Annotated in this window: 15 protein-coding genes; 5 read left to right on the top strand and 10 right to left on the bottom strand. The window is 65.2% G+C overall.

The window, feature by feature from the left end:
* Positions 1–27 precede the first annotated feature (27 nt).
* The 4 genes from RBB39_RS00415 to RBB39_RS00400 all read left to right on the top strand — a co-directional run bounded on the left by RBB39_RS00415 (position 28) and on the right by RBB39_RS00400 (position 5046).
* On the top strand, positions 28–1230 hold the full coding sequence (locus tag RBB39_RS00415) for a glycine betaine/L-proline ABC transporter ATP-binding protein (RefSeq protein WP_045992017.1): 1203 nt from the start codon (positions 28–30) through the stop codon (positions 1228–1230).
* A 5-nt stretch (positions 1231–1235) separates the two neighbouring features.
* Positions 1236–2069 (top strand): proline/glycine betaine ABC transporter permease, encoded by an 834-nt coding sequence (locus tag RBB39_RS00410; protein WP_045992040.1) that lies wholly within the window; start codon positions 1236–1238, stop codon positions 2067–2069.
* Between the two features lie 106 nt (positions 2070–2175).
* A complete protein-coding gene (locus RBB39_RS00405; RefSeq protein ID WP_108448283.1) occupies positions 2176–3030 on the top strand; it encodes a glycine betaine ABC transporter substrate-binding protein in 855 nt (284 codons plus the stop codon).
* 345 nt (positions 3031–3375) lie between these two features.
* Positions 3376–5046, top strand: a complete 1671-nt coding sequence (locus RBB39_RS00400; protein ID WP_306168562.1) for a BCCT family transporter — start codon at positions 3376–3378, stop codon at positions 5044–5046.
* A 109-nt stretch (positions 5047–5155) separates the two neighbouring features.
* Here RBB39_RS00400 and RBB39_RS00395 read toward each other — a convergent pair whose 3' ends face one another.
* From RBB39_RS00395 to dctP, 5 genes are all read right to left on the bottom strand, one after another.
* Positions 5156–5878, bottom strand: coding sequence for a 3'-5' exonuclease (locus RBB39_RS00395; RefSeq protein WP_306168561.1), 723 nt, complete (start codon positions 5876–5878; stop codon positions 5156–5158).
* A gap of 5 nt (positions 5879–5883) precedes the next feature.
* A complete protein-coding gene (locus RBB39_RS00390; RefSeq protein WP_306168560.1) occupies positions 5884–7782 on the bottom strand; it encodes a DUF294 nucleotidyltransferase-like domain-containing protein in 1899 nt (632 codons plus the stop codon).
* Between the two features lie 362 nt (positions 7783–8144).
* A complete protein-coding gene (locus RBB39_RS00385; RefSeq protein ID WP_045992022.1) occupies positions 8145–8534 on the bottom strand; it encodes a DUF4168 domain-containing protein in 390 nt (129 codons plus the stop codon).
* 292 nt (positions 8535–8826) lie between these two features.
* Positions 8827–11022 carry a TRAP transporter large permease subunit gene (locus RBB39_RS00380; RefSeq protein ID WP_108132477.1) on the bottom strand — a complete coding sequence of 732 codons (2196 nt, stop codon included), beginning with the start codon at positions 11020–11022 and terminating at the stop codon, positions 8827–8829.
* A 77-nt stretch (positions 11023–11099) separates the two neighbouring features.
* Positions 11100–12269 (bottom strand): TRAP transporter substrate-binding protein DctP, encoded by a 1170-nt coding sequence (gene dctP / locus RBB39_RS00375; protein WP_083970293.1) that lies wholly within the window; start codon positions 12267–12269, stop codon positions 11100–11102.
* A gap of 674 nt (positions 12270–12943) precedes the next feature.
* On the opposite strand from dctP, the gene RBB39_RS00370 reads away from it, so the two are divergent.
* On the top strand, positions 12944–13816 hold the full coding sequence (locus RBB39_RS00370) for a DMT family transporter (RefSeq protein ID WP_108448279.1): 873 nt from the start codon (positions 12944–12946) through the stop codon (positions 13814–13816).
* 16 nt (positions 13817–13832) lie between these two features.
* Here the strand turns inward: RBB39_RS00370 and RBB39_RS00365 are convergent, their stop codons facing one another.
* From RBB39_RS00365 to RBB39_RS00345, 5 genes are all read right to left on the bottom strand, one after another.
* Entirely contained in the window at positions 13833–14645 is an 813-nt protein-coding gene (locus tag RBB39_RS00365; protein ID WP_045992023.1) for a DUF1206 domain-containing protein, read from the bottom strand.
* 61 nt (positions 14646–14706) lie between these two features.
* Entirely contained in the window at positions 14707–15666 is a 960-nt protein-coding gene (locus RBB39_RS00360; protein ID WP_124803222.1) for a cyclodeaminase, read from the bottom strand.
* Positions 15667–15724: 58 nt separating this feature from the next.
* A complete protein-coding gene (gene eutB / locus RBB39_RS00355; protein WP_306168559.1) occupies positions 15725–16759 on the bottom strand; it encodes a hydroxyectoine utilization dehydratase EutB in 1035 nt (344 codons plus the stop codon).
* Positions 16760–17023: 264 nt separating this feature from the next.
* Positions 17024–18433, bottom strand: coding sequence for an aminotransferase (locus tag RBB39_RS00350; RefSeq protein WP_045992026.1), 1410 nt, complete (start codon positions 18431–18433; stop codon positions 17024–17026).
* A gap of 109 nt (positions 18434–18542) precedes the next feature.
* Positions 18543–20012: an NAD-dependent succinate-semialdehyde dehydrogenase gene (locus RBB39_RS00345; protein WP_306168558.1), complete on the bottom strand. Its 1470-nt coding sequence runs from the start codon at positions 20010–20012 to the stop codon at positions 18543–18545.
* Positions 20013–20020: the final 8 nt, after the last annotated feature.

Raw genomic sequence — 20020 nt, 5'->3', positions numbered from 1 at the left:
ACGCAACCCAACAAGGCACCCCTACCCATGAGCGAGAACCGATCCGTCAAGATCAAGGTTCGCGGGCTGAGCAAGGTCTTCGGCGACCAGCCGAAGAAGGCACTCAAGCTACGCGATGAAGGGCTCAAGCGTCCTGAAATCCTGGACAAGACCGGCCAGACCCTCGGCCTGTCGAACATCGACTTCGACGTCCATGAAGGCGAACTGCTGGTGATCATGGGCCTCTCAGGCTCGGGCAAGTCGACCCTGATCCGCTGCCTCAACCGGCTGATCGAGCCCACCGAAGGCGAGATCATCATCGACGGCGAGGACATTCCGCAGCTCTCCGACAAGGCACTGCTGGAGTGCCGCCGCCGTCACTTCTCGATGGTCTTCCAGAACTTTGCCCTGTTCCCCCACCGTACCGTGCAACAGAACGCGGAATTCGGGCTGGAGATTCGCGGCATCGACGCCGACACCCGCGCCAAGACCGCCCGTGACGCCTTGACCCAGGTCGGGCTGAATGGCTGGGAAGACGCCTACCCGAATCAGCTGTCCGGCGGCATGCAGCAGCGTGTTGGCCTGGCCCGGGCGCTGGCCAATGACTCCACCGTGCTGCTGATGGACGAGGCCTTCTCGGCGCTCGACCCGCTGATCCGCAAGGATATGCAGCAGGAGTTGCTGGAACTCCAGCACCGCATGAAGAAGACCACGGTGTTCATCACCCACGACCTGGACGAAGCGCTGAACATCGGTGACCGCATCGTCCTGCTCAAGGACGGTGAGGTGGTGCAGATCGGCACGCCGGAGGAGATCCTGACCAAGCCGGCCGACGACTACGTCGAGCGCTTCATCGAAGGCGTCGACATGTCCCGGGTGCTGACCGCCGAGAGCGCCATGCGCCCGGTGCGTGCCACCGCCCGCGAGGACGACGGCCCGCGTACCGCACTGCGCAAGATGAAAGAAAACGCCATGGACTCGATCTACGTCACCAGCCGCGATCGCAAGCTCAAGGGACTGGTCGAGGCCGACGCCGCCAACAGCGCCATCCAGAGCGGGCAGGATCGACTGGATAGCGTGATGACCCAGGACTTCCGCACCGTGGGACCCGACGAGCCGCTGCACAATCTGTTCGCGCTGTTCAACGAAAAGAGCTTCCCCATCGCCGTCATCGACGACGAGCGACGCCTGCTGGGCGTGGTGGTCAAGGGCGCGGTACTGGATGAACTGGCACAGGCAGGAGACCACTAATGGCGATCGAGATTCCTCGCATTCCCCTCGGTGACTGGATCGAGACCGGCCTGAGCTGGCTGACCACCGAATACTCTGCCGTCACCCGCGGCATCTCGCGGATTACCCAGACCGGTATCGACGGTCTCAATGACGCCCTGATGTGGCTGCCCGACTGGGCCCTGCTGCTGATCATCGCCGGCCTGTGCTGGAAGATGGCAAGCCCCAGGCTCGCCATCGGCGCGGTCTTGGGCCTTGGCCTGATCTGGAACCTCGATCTGTGGGACCCGATGATCGAGACCCTGACCCTGGTGGTCATCGCTACTCTGGTGGCGGTGGTCATCGCCTTGCCGGTGGGCATCGCCGCGGCGCTGTCAGATCGACTCTATCGCCTGATCATGCCGGTGCTGGACTTCATGCAGACCATGCCGGCCTTCGTCTACCTGATCCCGGCGATCCCGTTCTTCGGTATCGGCTCGGTGTCGGCGATCTTTGCCACCGTGATCTTCTCCATGCCGCCGGCCATCCGCTTCACCACCCTGGGCATCCGCCAGGTACCGGTGGAGCTGATCGAGGCCGCCGACGCCTACGGCGCCACCCGCGGCCAGAAGCTGGTCAAGGTGCAGCTGCCGCTGTCGCTGCCCACGGTAATGGCCGGCATCAACCAGACCATCATGCTGGCCCTGTCGATGGTGGTGATCGCCGCCATGATCGGCGCCGATGGCCTGGGCAGCGAGGTCTGGCGAGCCATCCAGCGCCTGCGTCCGGGCGATGGCTTCGAGGCCGGCATCGCGGTGGTCATCCTGGCGATGCTGCTGGATCGCCTGACCCAGTCCCTGCGCAAGGAGCGCAAGCAGTAAAGGCTCGACGCGGGCTCCCTCGGCCGGGGGAGCCTGCGGGGCGGCATTTGCAAGACACTGTCGCCTGCTTCACGCTAATACCTCTTATCGCAAGGAGAGTCGCACCATGTCACCCAAGGCAACTCGTTCTCTCGGTCTGGCCCTGGCCATCAGCGCCGCCGCCACCAGTGTTCACGCCCAGGACAAGGGTTCCGTGCACCTGGCCTACGTCGAGTGGTCGTCCACCGTGGCGTCGACCAACGTGGTTCGTGCTGTGCTCGAACAGGCCGGCTACGAGGTCGAGACCTCCGCACTGTCTGCCGCGGCCATGTGGCAGTCCGTCGCCAGCGGCGACGCCGACGCTCTGCTCGCGGGCTGGCTGCCGACCACTCACGAGGACTACTACGCGCGCCTCCAGGACCAGCTGGTCGATGCCGGCGTCAACCTCGACGGCACCAAGCTGGGCCTTGCGGTCCCGGCAGATTCCGAGGTCGACTCGATTGATGAGCTCAATGAACACGCCGACCAGTTCAACGGCGAGATCATCGGTATCGATCCCGGCGCCGGCCTGATGCGCCTGACCGAGGAAGTGGTCGACGCCTACGAGCTCGACCTGGACCTGCGCACCGGCAGCGGCGCCACCATGACCGCCGCACTGGGCAGCGCCATCGACCGTGGCGAGCCGATCGTGGTCACCACCTGGACCCCGCACTGGATGTTCGCCCGCTGGGACCTCAAGTACCTCGAGGACCCCCAGGGCGTCTACGGTGGTGCCGAACAGATCCACACCATCGTCCGTCAGGGCCTCGAAGAGGACATGCCGGAGGCCTACGCCATCCTCGAGAACTTCGAGTGGACCACGGAAATGATGGGTGAAGTCATGCTGATGAATCAGGAAGACGACACCGATCCCTACGAAAACGCCCAGAAGTGGGTCGAGGACAACCAGGACGTGGTCAAGGAGTGGCTCGGCGAAGCCTGAGTCCGATAGATGCCACGCCACCGTCATGATGCTGTGGCAATGGTCAGGGGTGCCCCGGGGCGCCCCTGCTGTCGTTGCGGCCAGCACCTGCGTCGCCCACGTCATGCCAGCGGTCGCCGGCAGAACGCTGGGTCCTGGACAAGCGTGACAAGCTGACCCAGGCGTGCCCGGGCGGCCTTCGAACAGATGCCGTTGACGGCACAACTGGCAAGCTGGCTCAGGCAGGCCACACTTCAGGCAGGCTGGACCGTACGGTGTCGATGACAGGCGAGCCAGCCGCGACCCCGCTCCGAGTCGATGGCGTGACGCCACAGTTACCATTTTTAAACGCAAGGGAGATCGCACGTGGAAAAAGACCCCAACCACAAGCCTTCATCTGCCGATACCGGCAGCGAGGGTATTCCGGCCCCGGATGGGCCAGCCAACCTGATCGATACCGATTACGTCATCGGTCAGGACAATATCGTCACCAAGTCCTTCGGCGTGGACGTGGACCTGCACGGCAAGGTGTTCACCGTCTCGTCGCTGCTGATCCTGGTCTTCGTGATCCTGACCCTGGCCTTTCAGAGCGGCGCCGAGCCGTTCTTCAACGGCGTCCGCGGCTGGCTGACCAGCAACCTGTCCTGGGTCTTTCTGCTCGGTGGCAACATTTTCGTACTGCTGTCGCTGGTACTGATCTTCACCCCGCTGGGCAAGGTCCGCATCGGTGGCGCCGAGGCCACGCCCGACTACAGCTACATGGGCTGGTTTGCCATGCTGTTCGCCGCCGGCATGGGCATCGGTCTGATGTTCTATGGCGTATCCGAGCCGATGACCCACTTCTCCACCGCGCTGGGTGGCACCTCGGTCGGCGAAAATGGCATACGTACCGACTGGGCACCACTGGGCGCTGCCGCCGGTGACGAGCAGGCGGCAGTCAACCTTGGCATGGCAGCGACCATCTTCCACTGGGGCCTGCACCCCTGGGCGGCCTACGCCATCGTCGGCCTGTCACTGGCCATTTTCGCCTTCAACAAGGGTCTGCCGCTGACCATGCGCTCGGTGTTCTACCCGATCCTGGGCGAGCGCGTGTGGGGCTGGCCGGGCCACCTGATCGACATCCTGGCAGTCTTTGCCACCCTGTTCGGTCTGGCCACCTCGCTGGGGCTCGGTGCTTCCCAGGCCGCCGCCGGCCTGAACGAGCTGTTCGGTACGCCGAATACCGACACCACCATGGTGCTGCTGATCGCCGGCATCACCGCCGTCGCCCTGTGTTCCATCTTGCTCGGCGTCGAGAAGGGTGTGCAGCGTCTGTCCCAGGTGAACATGGTGCTGGCCTTCCTGCTGCTGGCGTTCGTGATCCTGGTGGGCCCGACCCTGGCCATCGCCACCGGCTTCTTCACCAATCTGGGTCACTACCTGGCCGAGCTGCCGGCGCTGTCCAACCCCTTCGGTCGCGAGGACGCCAACTTCGTCCAGGGCTGGACCGCCTTCTACTGGGCCTGGTGGATCTCCTGGTCTCCGTTCGTCGGCATGTTCATCGCCCGGGTCAGCCGTGGCCGCACCGTGCGTGAGTTCCTCACCGCCGTGCTGCTGGTCCCGACCCTGGTATCGGTGCTGTGGATGACCTCCTTCGGCGGTACCGCCATCGAGCAGTACATCACCGACGGCTTCCAGGGCGTCCAGGACGCCGCACTCGAGCTCAAGCTGTTCGCCATGCTCGGCGAGCTGCCGCTGGCCTCGATCACTTCCTTCATCGGCATCGTGCTGGTCATCGTGTTCTTCGTGACCTCCTCGGACTCCGGTTCGCTGGTCATCGACTCGATCACCGCCGGCGGCAAGGTCGACGCACCCAAGCCGCAGCGCGTGTTCTGGGCCATCATCGAAGGCGCCATCGCCATCGCCCTGCTGCTGGGCGGCGGTCTTACCGCCCTGCAGGCGGCGGCGGTCTCGACCGGGCTGCCGTTCACCCTGGTGCTGCTGGTGGCCTGCTACGCCATCATCAAGGGCCTGATGAGCGAGCCCAAGGCGGTCTAGGCCAGCCTTACGCAGACAGCAAGTGCATGAAAAAAGCGGCAGCCCTCGGGCTGCCGCTTTTCTTGTGGAGAGATGGCTGACGCATCGACGGGCAGCTCAACTCCCTTATTCAACTCCACAGCATGCCGATGGGCGTCTCCGGCGCGTAGTTGCCGGCTACCTGCGCCTGCAGCAGCTCCGCCGTGGCGATGGCGTCGGTCAGGGCGTGGTGGCCATGATAATGCGGTAGCCCGTAGCGCAGCCGACTGTCGTGCAGGCGGATCGACCTGGGTGGTCGGCCCATCCAGCGACGAAAACGCGCCATGGTCGACTGACGGTGGATGCGCGCCTCCAGCGACATGGTGTCGATCACCGGGAAGCTCAACGACTCCTTCCAGGCCGCGCGTACTGCGGCGTCCAGAAAGGACCTCTCGATATGCCGATAGTGCACCACCAGCAGATGGCCGGCCATGGCGCGGAAGACATCGGCGAGCACCTCCTCGATCCGCGGTGCCCCCTGGATATCGGCGTGGGTGATGTGATGAAAGGTCACCGACTCGGCGTTCAGGGTGCGATGGGGACGCACCACCCAGTAGCGCCGCTCGGCGAGCCGAATACGCGACAGCGAAAAGGGCACAAGGCCAATCGATACGATCTCGTCACGCCTGGGATCGAGCCCGGTAGTCTCCAGGTCCAGTGCCATCAGCGGCGCCTCCTGAATCGGCAGGATCGGCGACAGGTCGGCCCCGGCGAAGAAGTCCACCAGCGCCTGCTGGCGGCTCTTCTGGCGTCGGGCGACCAGGTAGTCGTGCCAATCCGGCGCCGAGCGTGTCTTGGGGCGAAGCAACGGCATGGTGGCTACCTGCTGGTCATGGGATAACGGAACTTGAGGAACTTCTGGGCATTGCTGAGCGCCTGGAAGGCATCCTTGAGATTGTGTCGCTCCTCGCTGGAAACGTTTTCCGGCTCGATATTGTTGTCCGGCTCGTGCTCGTGCTCCAGATCGATGACCTGGTGACGAATCCGCGACATGGACAGAAACTCGAGCGCGTAGCGCAACTTGTCGCTGACCCCGGGCGCCAGCAACTGGGTGCGATCGATATCGTCCAGGCGGTCAAAGCTGTTCTGGGCGCGGGAACCACAGGCCAGGGCATGGATACGGATCAGGTCCACCATCGGCGCCGTGCCGCGACGCTTCAGATTGATTGAGTTGTTGTGCTTGCCGTCCTTCTCCATCACGAAGGTGCGGAAGATGCCCAGCGGCGGCGTCCGATTCAGTGCATTACGCGCCATGGCGGAAAGAAAGCGCTTGTGCTTCGAAGCCTTGGTGGCGACCAGGTCCTGCAACTCCTCCACCAGCGGATTGTCACCGTGGACCGTGTCCAGATCGAAGAAGATCGAGCTGTGCAGCAACCCTTCCGGTGATGGGCGCTCGATCCATTCGGTGAAGTAGCCCTTCCACACCGACAGCGGCTGGCGCCACTTCGGATTGGTGGCCATCACGTCCCCCTTGCAGTAGGTATAACCGCAGGCGGCCAGGCCATCGCTGACCCGCTTGGCCATGGTCGCGAAGTACTCGTCGTGCAACGCCGGATCGAAGTCATCGGACAGTACCAGGGCATTGTCCTGGTCGGTGACGATGCTCTGCTCGTTGCGCGCCATCGAGCCCAGCGCCATGAAGCAGTACGGCACCGGAGGCGGTCCTAGCTCCTCTTCCGCCATCTCCAGAAGCCGTCGGGTGAAGCTGCGCCCGATGGTCGACAGCGCCTTGCCCACCATCTGCGAGTCGGCACCGTCGTGTACCATGCGCACAAAGGCGGCCTGGACGTCCGGCGCCAGCTTGGCCAGACACTCCACCGACGGTTGATGGAAGATATTGCTGACCAGGTAAAGGCTGCTCTGGGTCTCGTAGCGAATGATGTCGGAGAGGTGCACGATGCCCACCGGCGAACGGCGGTGCATCACCGGCAGGTGGTGGATGTTGTTGCGCAGCATGCACAGCATCGCCTCCTGCACCGACTCATCGGACTGCACCGCGATCAGGCGGCGGCCGGCAACCTCGCCCACCGGAGTATCCGGCGACAGTCCCTCGGCCACGACCTTGGTGCGAAAGTCGCTGTCGGTCAGGATCCCGGTGACCTGCCAGTAGCCACCTTCACTATCCTTGAAGGTGTAGCGCGGGTTGTTCGCGGGCTTGTCCAGCACCAGCACCGCCGAGGCCTGGGACTCGCTGATCTGGCGCGCCGCCTCCTGCACCGTGGCCCGAGCCTCGACCATGACGGGATAGCGGGTCAGCAGCTTGCGGATCCGCGTCACCATCATGTCGTTGTTCTTGCGCTGACTTTCCACCGCCGTCTCGAGCCGGGGGCGATCCACCTCGACGAACTCGGCGAACTGCTCATCGGCTTCGCACAGCTGGTGAAACATCGCCTCGGGGATGAAGTAGATCAGGCTGTCTTCCAGCGCCTTGGCCGGGAAGCGCACGCGACTGTGGCGCAGCAGGCTGAAGTGGCCAAAGATGTCGCCCTCCCCCAGCAGGTTGTAGAGCTCTCCGTTGCGCCGGGTGACCTCCACCGCGCCGCTGCGGATGTAGCAGAACTCCTGATGCACAGCATCAAGCTCGAGAATGGACGAGCCGGCCTTGAAGTAGCTGACCTGCACCTGTCCGGCGACCTCGTCCAGCAACTCCTCCGACAGCCCGTCAAAGGGCGCAAAGCGCCCCATATGCTGGCTGATTTCCAACAGTTCCGCTTCCATGGTGTCCTCCGCGCGGTCGCCGTGGCTGGCAGCAGGACGCTCCCTGGTCCCCCACCCTCTGACTCTCGGAAGCATGGAGCCGAGGCCAGCGGCTGTAAAGCATTAGCAGTATCTTGATCGGCCTCTCGCCAAACGCCGCAGAAGCCATCGAGCGTGGCCCGGAGAGCCAGGCATTGCTGACACTGCGACCTGATGACCGATCCATCCTTCGTTGATCACGACTTCACACCCGACCGGCCGCTCGAATCCTCGCCCTGTGCAAACATCTTCAGCACTGCAAACAACAACGCCCGCCGACCTCGAGGGCAGCGGGCGTCGATCTAGGCGGCCAGTCTCTTTGACTGGCGAGTGTGGCGGTCAGCTCACGACTGCGCCATCTCCTGTACGCGCTTCATCATGTCCGGGTTCTGCTGGATAGCCTGACCGATAGCGTTGAAGGTCTCGACCTCGAGCCCGCTCTGCTGGACGGCTTCGACCATCTTCTGGTTGGCCTCGGTGCGCACATCCTGCTGGGCCTGCTGGCCTTCGGCTTCCTGCAACTGCTGGGTGTAGTCCTGGGAAATCGCGGCGATCTCCTTGGAAGCGTCGGCGAATTTCTCGAGCTGGGCATCAGAGAAATTCTGCGCCTGAGCTGCAGCCTCGACGTCAGCGTTGCCTGAAGCCTGCGCATTTGCGTCCTGGGCGTGGGCGGTGGCGCTCATCAGGCCAGCAGAAAGCAGGGCGGCGGTGATCAGGGCGGTGAATCGTTGCATGAAGTCCTCCAGGAGGTGGTTGAGAATTCGTCAATCGCTCGCCCATTGTGACGACGCAGTTGCATGAGGGTTCCCCACAATCGTGTTACGAAATGCAAGCCATTTTCGCCTTCGCGTCGCCTGTCGGCGACAGTCAAAAGAGGCCAGGTCGGGGCGCGGGGATAGGGGACCATGATACGCCATGCACTCCTCTGGCGAAGCGCAGAAAAGGCGTATTGCCTGACTCATCCCAAGATCTTGCAAAAACGCCTCCGGCCAGGACGGCCGGAGGCGTTGTCATGACACCGCCCGACTAGCCGTAGGCCAGGTTGGGCAGCCAGGTGACCAGCGCCGGGAACATGATCACCAGCAGCAGGCCCAGCGCTTGCAGCGCAAGGAAGGGAAAGGACGAGCGGAAGATCTGGCCCATGGTGATATGCGGCGGACACACCCCCTTGATGTAGAACAGCGCATAGCCGAACGGCGGGCTGAGGAAGGACATCTGCATATTGACCAGGTAGATCACCCCGAACCACAGCGAGACGTCGGCGGGGTCCACCCCGGGCAGGCCAAATACCCCGGTGAAGTCCAGCCCCTTGATCAGCGGTACGAAGATCGGCACCGCCAGCAGCAGGATACCGACCCAGTCCAGGAACATCCCCAGCGCCACCAGCAGCACCATCATCAGCGCCAGCACCGCGTAGGGGCCAAGCCCTGCCCCGGCGATCAGCTCCTGCACGAAGGTCTGGCCGCCCTGCAGGATGTAGAAGCCGACGAAGATGCTGGCACCGAAGATGATCCACATGACCATGGCGGTCGCCACCAGGGTGGTCATGCAGGCGGCGTGCAGGTTGGGCCAGGTCAGCCGCTTGTGCATCGCCGCCACCACCAGCGCACCGAAGGTGCCGATACCCGCCGCTTCCACCGGGGTCGCCACCCCGGTGAAGATGATGCCGAGCACCAGCAACACCAGGGCGATAGGCGCCAGCATATTGCGCAGCAGGCGCAGCTTCTCGGCGGTGGAGACCCGGTCTTCCTCCGGCATCGGCGGCGCCACCTTGACGTTCAGGGTGCCCCTTAGCCAGCAGTAGAAGGCGTACATGCCGGCCAGCAACAGGCCGGGAATCAGCGAGCCCAGGTAGAGCTCGCCCACCGACTGCTGGGCGATGACGCCGTAGATGATGGCCAGGATGGACGGCGGGATGAGGATACCCAGGGTACCCCCGGCCATGATCGACCCCAGCGCGATCTCAGGCTGGTAGTTGCGCTTGAGCATGGCCGGCAGCGCGATCAGGCCCATGGTCACCACCGCCGCGCCGATCACCCCGACCATGGCGGCCAGCAGCGTCGAGGCGATGATGGTGGCGATCGCCAGGCCCGCCTTGAGACCGCCCATCCACTTGTAGACCACATCGAACAGCTCTTCGATGATGCCGGCCTTCTCCAGTACCGAGGCCATGAAGATGAACAGCGGAATGGCCGATAGCTGGTAGTTGGTCATCATCGGGAAGATGCGCGAAGGCATCAGGTTCAGCATATGCTGATCGCCCACCAGGTAGAGGAACACCACCCCCAGACCGCCGGTAACGAAGGCCAGCGGTAGCCCCGCTACCAGCACCACCATCAGGGTGCCGAACATCAACAGGGTCAGCGCGCCGATACCCACCGTGGACAGCGAGTTCTCCAGGCTGAGCGCCAGGCTCTCGTAGTCGGTCAGGGCGATATTGACGATTTCGTGGATGGTGTAGGCGCCGAGGATCACCGCCAGCACCACCAGAATGCTGGCAAATACCGTCGATCCTTCGTGGTGCTCGCGGTGGTGACGATAGGCCTGGAGGTCCTTGATCAACTGCGCGATCCCCTGCAACAGCAGCAGCAAGGCACCGAAGAACAGCATGAACTTGACCGGGAAGTACTGCACCGCCCATTCGGTGAAGGACACCTCGTTGGCGTAGCTGTCACCGAACCACCAGACGTCGCTGACCGACTGCGAGAAGAAACGCCAGCCGGTGGTCAACAGCGCGAGGGTGAAGATGAAGAAGAAGATCGAGGTGACCAGGTCCAGCGCGGCCTTGTTGAGCGGTGCCGCCCGCTGGTAGAGGATATCGACGCGCACATGCCCGCCCTCGCGCAGCGCGAACGCACCCGCCAGCAGGTACTGCATGCCGAACATCAGGGTCATCGACTCGTGAGCCCAGTTAGTCGGCGAGTTGAAGGCGTAGCGCAGCACCACCTCGTAGGTGAACACGAAGGGCGCGATCAGCGACCAGTAGGCCACATAGCGCCCGGCAAAGCCGGAAATGCGGTCGATGCCGCGGGTCACCACATTGCCAGGCGCTGCGTAGGCCTGCTCGCTCGTCGCGACGGGGGTCTCGGCGGTATCGCCACCGCTCACCTCGCCACCCCGGCGGAAGCTTCGATCCACCAGCAGCATCACGATCAGCGGCAGTCCTGCCAGCACCGCCCAGTAGAGCCAGTGCGGCAGAACGAAATCAATCTGTAGATTCATTGACGCTCCTCCGCTGGTGGGCCACCACGGAATATTCATCGACGTCGACCGGGTCGCCCCGGTCGACACGTGCAGGCCTAGGCGTTGAGCTCGAAGTCCTTGATGTCCTCTTCGGTGATCAGTGCCACCGACGGATCGAGCATGGTGTTGAGGTGGGCACGGAACAGCTTGGCCGCGTCCGGATCCTTGTTGGCCCATTCGAACCACAGCGGAATCGCGGCGTCGCGGAAGCGGTCGGCGTCGTCCTCGGACAGGTGGATGATCTCGACGCCCTTCTCGCGGTACTTGGGCCAGGCCTCGGCGTTGGCCTTCTGGATGGCGGCGTAGTGCTCGCGGGAGTAGGCCGCGACCAGGTCATGCATCAGGTCCTTGGTCTGGTCGGACATGCGCTCGTAGACCCGGCGATTGACCGCGATATCCATCAGGTCGACCGCCTGGTGCAGACAGGGAGTCGAGGGCGGGCCCATGATGATGTAGTCGGTCACCTGCCAGAAGCCCAGCTCGAAGTTGACCGCCGCACCGGTGTAGTCGGCGGCGTCGATGGTGCCCTTCTCCAGCGCCGGATAGACCTCGGAGCCCGGCAGCAGCGTGGTACGTGCACCGATCTTGGCGAAGGTCTCGGCGACGATGCCGCCGGGCATGCGGATCTTCACCCCTTCGAAGTCATCGAAGCTTCTCAGCGGCACCTTGGAGTGGATCAGGTTGAGGTCGTGGTGGACGTAGCCCAGAAGCTCCTGACCCTGCTTGCGGTAGAGGTCCTTGGCGATGCCGAAACCGCCGTAGGCACCGAACATCATGTCCCACTGGTGGGGTACCGACAGGCCCATCGGATAGGCGGTGAGAAAGACCCCGGCGGGCATCTTGCCCGGCCAGTAGACGGTGAACCAGTTCTGGCCGTCGAGCACGCCGTTGCGCACCGCGTCGGCTACCTCGAAGGCACCGGCCACGGCTCCGGCCGGGAACGGCTCGATGGTGACCTCGCCGCTGGTGGCCTCGGCGACGCCGGCGGCCCACTCCTCGAAGATGCGGTAGCCGGTGGTGCCGGGCTGCCAGGATGACTGCATGCGGATGCGGATGCCCTGCTGAGCCTGGACGTTGCCGACCCAGGGTGCCGCCACCGCGGCGGCGGAACCAACCGCAGCAGCCTTCAGAAAGCGGCGGCGGTCCGGGGTTGCGATGCGTTCGGACAGGGAGGCCGTTGGCGAGGCCGTATCAAGGTCTTGCTGGGGCTTGTCTAGCCGGGACATGGCATAACTCCTGGTGGATCGGTGCGGTCTCGATCTGCCGCACCCGGTGTGTTGTTGTTGTCGATCCATGGCATCGTCATGAGCGCTCGAGGCACTTTCGCAGCAAGCGAGGCCCGCCTGTTGCAAGCGATTTGCGCCGCTGCGCTCTTGAGCCGGGCGTTGCCCGTGCGCGTCCTTGCGAGGACCTCCTCGGGGCATGAACGGGACATCGCTTCGATGCAAGCGAGGCGTCCCCCTCCCGGGGCGTCATCGAAAAGAAAGCTAGCGAAAAGGCCCCCGGCGGCCAACGGCCCCATTCAACGCAACCTGCCTGCATTATTGGTCTGACCAGCGGCCATTTCGCCGATAAACTGCGCAAAAACAAGCACCGGCGTGGTCAGACCAATCTCACTCTCCCTCCACGACCTACGACCAAAGCACGAGAGCAACGCTTGGCAATCCCCTCCTTGAGGGAGGCTGGATAGGGCATCATGATTGGGCGATCGCCCTGCCGATGACATGAACCACAAGGAAGTCCCCGCGATGCCACCCTTAGTGATCACCGCCCAGCCCCCGCTTGCCGCATCGTGTGTCGGGTGGCCGCTTACCGCAGCTTTTGTCGGGTGCCCGCTTACCGCACCTTGTGCGAGGTGCCCGTGAGTCGCCCCGCCCTGCCGTCCTGGCTGTTGCCGGCCATGCCGCTGGTGTTCGTGGTGCTGTGGAGCACCGGCTTCATCGGTGCCAAGTTCGGCCTGCCCTACGCCGAGCCCTTCACCTTCCTGAGCATTCGCTTCGCCGCCACCCTGGCGCTGCTGGTCCCCATCGTCTGGCTGACCCGCTCGGCCTGGCCGTCGAGTCCCCGTCTGTGGGGGCATGTGGCGGTGTCCGGCTGTCTGGTTCACGGCGGCTATCTGGGCGGCGTGTTCTACGCCATCAGCCTGGGCATGCCGGCGGGACTGGCGTCCCTGCTGGTGGGGTTGCAACCCTTGCTGACCGCTGCGCTGGCGGGCCCCCTGCTGGGCGAGCGGCTGTCTGCGCTGCAGTGGATGGGACTGGCCCTGGGGCTGGCCGGGGTCAGCCTGGTGCTGGGAGGCAAGATGGACCTGTCGGCGCTGTCCTTCGAAGGGTTTGGCTGGCCGGCGCTGGCCTGCACCCTGGTGGCGCTGGTGGGGATTTCGCTGGGGACGCTGTACCAGAAGCGCTATTGCAGCGGCATGCCGCTGCTCGGCGGCACCGTGGTGCAGTACCTCGGGGCGCTGGCCTTGCTTGGCGCCGGCAGCCTGCTGCTGGAAACCCGCGAGGTGGAGTGGTCGCTGACCTTTGTGCTGACGCTGGGCTGGCTGGTGCTGGTGCTGTCCATCGCCGCCATCATGCTGCTGATGATGCTGATCAAGCGTGGCGAGGCGTCCCGCGTCGCCAGCCTGTTCTACCTGGTGCCGCCGGTTACCGCGGTGGAGGCCTGGTGGCTGTTCGATGAAGGGCTGCCGCCGGTATCCCTGATCGGCATGGCGCTGGCCATTGCCGGCGTCGCCCTGACCGTGCGGGCCAAGAAGCCCCGGGCGTCCTGAACGGCCGCTGCAGGCGCTACACTTTCACCTTGCGAAAGCGGGCATTGATGACGCAGTAGGTACCGTAGTTCATCAGTCCACCGGCCACGGCGGCGAGCAGCCAGGGGCCGAAGGGCTGGGCGGCCAGGGTATCCAGGGTGCCGCCGAGCCCTTCCGCCTTGGCGGGATCGACCTGCCAGGCGGCCACCAGCAGGAAACTGCCGATCAGCGCGAACACCAGCCCCCTGGCGGCCAGTCCCCAGCGGCTGAGGCCCGAGGCCAGATCACGCTGGCGTTGGCTCATGTCCTGCTGACGCCAGCGATTGAGATAGCTGCGCGCCAGGGCGCGCCACGACTGGCGCAGCCCCACGCCGATAAAGATCGCCCCCAGGATCGCCACCAGCCAGACGCCGCCGGGGTGCGACATCAGCATTGCGGTGCGCTCCTCTGCGCCGCCGGTGGTCTCCTGGGGATCGTCCAGCAGCTCGACACCATACCAGCCGAGACTTGCGTAGATACCACCGCTGATGACCAGCGCCAGGCGGGTACCCAGGGCCTTCCAGCTACGCCCACGGTGCTCGACATCGAACAGCCCCTGCAAGCCCCGCCAGGCGGCGTAGGCGTAGAGCCCCAGCACCAGAGCCCCCAGCATCAGGGTGCCGAAGGGCTGGCGAGCCAGGTGTGCCAGCGCCTCCTTGGTGCCGACGTTGTCGCCGCCAAGGCCCACAGCGCCGAGAGCCGCCAGCACGCCGATCAGCAGGTACACCAGCCCCTTGGCGGTATAGCCCAGGCGGGCGATGATGACGATCAGTCGGCGCCGGTGGCGCAGCAGGCACTGCAACGAGGGCATGGGGGCTCCTGTCGGGATTAGGGTCCCCCATCCTCCCCAAAAATGCCCGATACGGCAAAGCCTATCGTGCCGAATCCTCAGCCGACAGACGCGTCAGGGCGAACCCGGCGATGGCCGTGTCCTGGACACCGGTACCGGTCAGGTCGCATACCGTGATGGTGGCGTCCGACAGCCGCAGACGCTCGCCGCGGGCAATGACCGCGCCCAGTTCGTGGACCTTGAAGGGTACCTCTCGACCGGCAAGGGCCTTGAGTTCGCCGTTGGACTCGCTCTGGGGCCGGGTATCGCAGACGAAGGCGTCCGCCCGGGTCAGCACGCTCTCGGCCAGTTCACGCTTGTCGGGACTGTCGGAGCCCATGGCGGTGACGTGGACGCCCTCCGGCAGGTCCGCCGCCTCGAGGATCGGCGTCTGCGACGGCGTCGTGGTGACGATGATGTCGGCCGCTCGGCAGGCCTCGCGCACGCTGTCGTGAACGGCGACCTCGAGACCCGCAGCGCGCATGCGGGTAGCGTATTCCTCGGCGGCCTGGGGCCTTCGCGCCCAGACGTCGATGGCGGTGATGTCGCGCACCAGCCGCAGCGCCTCGACCTGCTTGACCGCCTGCTCGCCGGCCCCCAGCACCGCGACCCGGCGGCTGTTCTCCCGCGACAGGTGCTTGGCGGCGATGGCGCCGGCCAGGGCGGTGCGCACCATGGTCAGGTAGCCCTCGTCGAACAGCACCGCATCGACCAGCCCGGTGCGCGCGGAGAACACCATCATCAGCCCGTTGAGGCTTGGCAGCCCCAGCTTGGGGTTGTCGAAGAAGCCGGGGCTGACCTTGATGGCGAAGCGCTCGTTGCCACGAATATGGGCGGTCTTGACGTCGACCTCGCCGTTGGCCTCCTCGATGGCCATGGACAGGATCGGCGGTTGCACCACCTCTCCACGCCCCAGGGCGGCGAAACCGGCTTCCACCGCCGCCAGCGCGTCCTGGTCGATGGCGACCGCCTGGCTGATCTGCTCACGCTTGTAGAGTTGCATCCTTGGCTCCTGATCGGGTTGTTACTGGGCTTGTCTGTCGGTTGGTGGCCTTGACGGTCTATCGCCGGCCTTGACTGGCGCAATCCGCCGCCAGGCGGCGCGCCTGATCGAGGGTATCCAGTGACACCCCGTTGCCGGAAAGCACCAGCACGACCCGCTCCCCCTTGACCTCGAGGTGGCCCTCGGCCAGTGCCGCCAGTCCCACGGCGGCGGCACCTTCGACCAGCAGTTTCTCGCTTTCGAGCATGTCCACCATGGCCTGGGCGATGGCGCCTTCCGACACCTGACAGTGGTCGTCCATCACCGCTTCGACCAGCGCCAGGGTGCAGCGGTTGTCGAGGCCGATGCCGCCGCCCAGCGAGTCGCCCAGGCTCTCGACCTCTTCCACCGCCACCGGCTTGCCGGCCTTGAGGCTCTCGCACATGGCCGCCCCCGCCGACAGACTGACCCCGCTGATCCTGGTCTGGGGTCGAACGCCCTTCAGCGCGGCGCCGATGCCGCCGAGCAGACCACCGCCGGACAGCCCGACGATGACCCGATCGACCCGCGGCAGGTCCTCGAGGATCTCGATGCCGATGGTGCCCTGCCCCGCCGCGATCAGCGGATCATCGAAGGGGGGAATCAGCGTCATGCCCTCTTCCTGCACCAGCCTCGCCACCTCTTCGAAGGCCTCGTCCTGGCTGGCGCCGACGCGACGCACCTCGGCACCGAGCGCCTCGATGGCAGCGACCTTGTTGGCCGGCACCAGCCGCGACAGGCAGATCACCGCCGGCACCCCGAGCCGGGAGGCGGCGTAGGCCACGGCACGGCCATGATTGCCGGTGGACGCGGTGGTGACGCCCTGGGCCAGGGCCTCGCGTCCATGGCGCTCGATCAGTGCGGCGATCATGTTGGTGGCACCGCGCAGCTTGAAGGCGCCGGTGGGCTGCAGCGTCTCGAGCTTGAGATAGACCTCGGCGTCGAAGCGTTCGGACAGGGCCCGCGACAGCACCAGTGGCGTGCGCGTTACCTGACCGGCGATGCGTCCCCGGGCCTTGAATATCTCGTCCAGGGTCACGCCGTGACTCGGGCAAGGGGGTGAATCCACCTTCATGACCTTCTCCTTGAACTCATATCGTGAAGACCGGTTGCCAATGCCGGGAGGGCAGGCGTTGTCGGCGCTTCGGCGCTCGCCTACCTGTTCCGCGCTCGCCTATCTGTTCCGCGCTCGCCTACCTGAATGAAAACCGACAGGGGCCGCCTCCTTCAAGGAAGCGGCCCCTTTTGCACCTGCCAAGGTGCGGGCGTCAGGCCAGACACCGGCCTGGGCTTGGACCAACCATCGGACCAGGCATCAGGCCAATCATCGGACCAGGCATCAGGCCGTCTGCAGTACGCCTTCCTTGACCAGCTCGTCGGTGACCTTGTTCACCGCACGCTCGGCGCGGGCAACGATCTCGTCGACCTCGTCACGGGTGGTGACCAGCGGCGGCGCGAAGCCGAGGATGTCCCCCTGGGGCATCGCCCGGGCGATCAGGTTCTGCTCCAGCGCAGCGGCGGCGATGCGTGCACCGACCTTGTGGCTGGGATCGAAGGGACGGCGAGTCTCCGGGTCCACGGCGAATTCCAGCGCCGCCAGCATGCCGACGCCGCGGGTCTCGCCGACGATCGGGTGATCGCCGAAGGCGGCCTGCATGCGGCTCTGCAGATAGGCGCCGGTATCACGGGCGTTGCCGGTCAGGTCCTCGCGCTCGATGATCGCCAGGTTGGCAAGGGCAGCGGCGCAGCCCAGGGCGTGACCGGAGTAGGTCCAGCCGTGGCCGATCGGGCCCAGCTCGCTGGTGCCCTGCTCCAGCACCTGCCACACGCGATCGCCGACGATCACCCCGGACAGCGGCTGGTAGGCGCTGGTCAGGCCCTTGGCGATGGTGATCAGGTCGGGCTTGATGCCGTAGGCATGGCTGCCGAAGTCGGCGCCGATACGGCCGAAACCACACACCACCTCGTCGGCGATCAGCAGGATGTCGTACTTGTTCAGTACCGCCTGGATCGCCTCCCAGTAGCCTTCCGGCGGCGGCACGATACCACCGGTGCCGAGCACCGGCTCACCGATGAAGGCCGCCACGGTGTCCGGGCCCTCGGCCAGGATCATCTCTTCGAGCTTGGCCGCACAGTGGGCGGAGAACTCGCGCTCGCTCATGTTTTCCTGCTCGGCACTGCGCTGGTAGTAGTGCGGCGCTTCGGTGTGCAGGATGCCGGCCATGGGCAGGTCGAACTGGTCGTGGAAGGCCTTGAGCCCGGTCAGCGAGCCGGTGGCGAGACCGGAACCGTGATAGCCGCGCTGACGCGAGATGACCTTCTTCTTCTGCGGACGGCCAAGCACGTTGTTGTAGTAGCGCACCAGCTTGAGCTGGGTCTCGTTGGCATCGCTGCCGCCGAGGCCATAGTAGACCTTGGACATGCCGGGGCCGGCGAGCTTGAGGATCTGCTCGGACAGGGCGATCTGCGGCTCGTTGGAGTGGCCCACGTAGGTGTGGTAGTAGGACATCTCCAGCGCCTGCTGGTAGATGGCCTCGGCCACCTCGGTACGGCCGTAGCCGATGTTGACGCAGTACAGCCCGGCAAAACCGTCGATGAACTCGCGACCGTCCTTGTCGACGATGTTGATGCCCTTGCCGCCGGTGATCACGCGGCCCGGTGCGTCGCCATGGGCGAAGTCACGCAGGTGGGTAGAGGCGTGGAAGGTTACCTTGCGGTCGCGGTCGATCAGGTCCTGATGGGTGCTCATCTCGTTTCCTTTTTTTCCTTGGACCGCCCTCGCCGGGAGGGCGGCGTCATCTGTTCATCGAAAGGTGGCCGGCCCGCTGTCGGGCCGGCGATCACTGCCGCTCAGGGCATCAGCTGCCGGAGACGGAGCCCAGGGCGCCGAGGCAGTAGTACTTGGTTTCCAGATACTCGTCGATGCCGGTCGCGCCGCCTTCGCGGCCAAGGCCGGACTGCTTGACGCCGCCGAAGGGCACCGGCGGGCCGGTCATCTTCACCGAGTTGACCGATACCATGCCGAACTCCAGCGCCCGCAACAGCTTCCAGATGCGGCGGATATCGTGGGTGTAGACGTAGGCGGCAAGACCATACTCGGTGTCGTTGGCCAGGGCGATCACCTCGTCGTCATCGCGATAGGCGGTGACACCGGCCACCGGCGCGAAGCACTCCTGACGCCACACCTGCATGTCCTGGGTCACCCCGGTCAGCAGCACCGGCATGAAGAAGTTCTCGCCCGGCGCCTGGGACTGGTCCCCGGCCACCAGGGTGGCACCCTTCGACAGGGCGTCATCCACCGTGGCGCGGGCATTTTCCACCGCCCGGCAGTGGATCAGCGGGCCGAGATCGACTTCACTTTCCATGCCGTTGCCCACGGTCAGCGCGGCCATGCGCTCGGTGAAATGCTCGATAAAGGCGTCGTGGATCGACTCGTGGACCAGGATGCGGTTGGCCGCCAGGCAGTCCTGACCGGCGGTCTGGAACTTGGCCGCCACCGCGGCCAGGGCCGCTTCCTTGGGGTCCATGTCGGGGCCGATGATAAAGGGCGCATTGCCGCCAAGCTCCATGGACACACGCTTGACCGTGGGCGCCGACTGTTCGAGCAGCAGGCGGCCGACCCGGGTCGAGCCGGTGAAGGATACCGCCTTGACGCGATCCTCGGCACACAAAAGCGAGGACACCTGGGCGGCGTCGCCCAGCACCACATTGAAGATGCCCGCCGGAATACCGGCACGCTCGGCCAGCTCCGCCAGCGCCAGCGCCGAGAACGGGGTCTCGTTGGCCGGCTTGACGATCACCGGACAGCCGGCGGCCATGGCGGCGGCAGCCTTGCGGGTGATCATCGCCAGCGGGAAGTTCCACGGCGTGATCAGAAGCGCAATACCCACCGGCTCCTTGATGGTGCCCAGCGCCGCATTGGGGATGTGGCTGGGGATGGTCTCGCCGTAGGTACGCTTGCCTTCCTCGGCGAACCAGCGCACGAAGCTGGCGCCGTACTCGACCTCGCCACGGGCGTCGGGCATCGGCTTGCCCTGCTCCAGCGTCATGATGGTGGCCAGATCCTCGCGATGAGCCTGCAGCAGGTCGTACCAGGCCAGCAGCCGCTCGCAACGCTCGTCGGCGCGCAGGGCCCGCCACTGGGCAAAGGCCTCGTCGGCGACGTCGACACTAGCGCGGATCTGCTCGGGCTCGAGCAGCGGGATATGGCCGATCACCTCGCCATTGGCGGGGTTGACCACCGCTTCCTCGCGGCCTTCGTCACCGTGGGTCCACTTGCCGCCGATGTAGGCGTACTGACGAAACAGGCGCGGATCGCTGAGTTTCATGACACTAC

The organism is Halomonas sp. MMSF_3323, from assembly GCF_030733595.1.
Lineage (GTDB): Bacteria > Pseudomonadota > Gammaproteobacteria > Pseudomonadales > Halomonadaceae > Halomonas > Halomonas litopenaei.
The sequence above is the reverse complement of the archived record's forward strand: the minus strand, read 5'-3'. Positions and strand labels throughout refer to the sequence as shown.

Excerpts from the sequence above, each read along its gene's own strand:
- RBB39_RS00390 (WP_306168560.1), bottom strand. The coding sequence starts at position 7,782 with ATGGAAGCGGAACTGTTGGAAATCAGCCAGCATATGGGGCGCTTTGCG.
- RBB39_RS00360 (WP_124803222.1), bottom strand. The coding sequence starts at position 15,666 with ATGCAACTCTACAAGCGTGAGCAGATCAGCCAGGCGGTCGCCATCGAC.
- RBB39_RS00395 (WP_306168561.1), bottom strand. The coding sequence starts at position 5,878 with ATGCCGTTGCTTCGCCCCAAGACACGCTCGGCGCCGGATTGGCACGAC.
- RBB39_RS00415 (WP_045992017.1), top strand. The coding sequence starts at position 28 with ATGAGCGAGAACCGATCCGTCAAGATCAAGGTTCGCGGGCTGAGCAAG.
- RBB39_RS00370 (WP_108448279.1), top strand. The coding sequence starts at position 12,944 with ATGCCGCTGGTGTTCGTGGTGCTGTGGAGCACCGGCTTCATCGGTGCC.
- RBB39_RS00365 (WP_045992023.1), bottom strand. The coding sequence starts at position 14,645 with ATGCCCTCGTTGCAGTGCCTGCTGCGCCACCGGCGCCGACTGATCGTC.
- RBB39_RS00380 (WP_108132477.1), bottom strand. The coding sequence starts at position 11,022 with ATGAATCTACAGATTGATTTCGTTCTGCCGCACTGGCTCTACTGGGCG.
- RBB39_RS00350 (WP_045992026.1), bottom strand. The coding sequence starts at position 18,433 with ATGAGCACCCATCAGGACCTGATCGACCGCGACCGCAAGGTAACCTTC.
- dctP (WP_083970293.1), bottom strand. The coding sequence starts at position 12,269 with ATGTCCCGGCTAGACAAGCCCCAGCAAGACCTTGATACGGCCTCGCCA.
- RBB39_RS00385 (WP_045992022.1), bottom strand. The coding sequence starts at position 8,534 with ATGCAACGATTCACCGCCCTGATCACCGCCGCCCTGCTTTCTGCTGGC.
- RBB39_RS00405 (WP_108448283.1), top strand. The coding sequence starts at position 2,176 with ATGTCACCCAAGGCAACTCGTTCTCTCGGTCTGGCCCTGGCCATCAGC.
- eutB (WP_306168559.1), bottom strand. The coding sequence starts at position 16,759 with ATGAAGGTGGATTCACCCCCTTGCCCGAGTCACGGCGTGACCCTGGAC.
- RBB39_RS00345 (WP_306168558.1), bottom strand. The coding sequence starts at position 20,012 with ATGAAACTCAGCGATCCGCGCCTGTTTCGTCAGTACGCCTACATCGGC.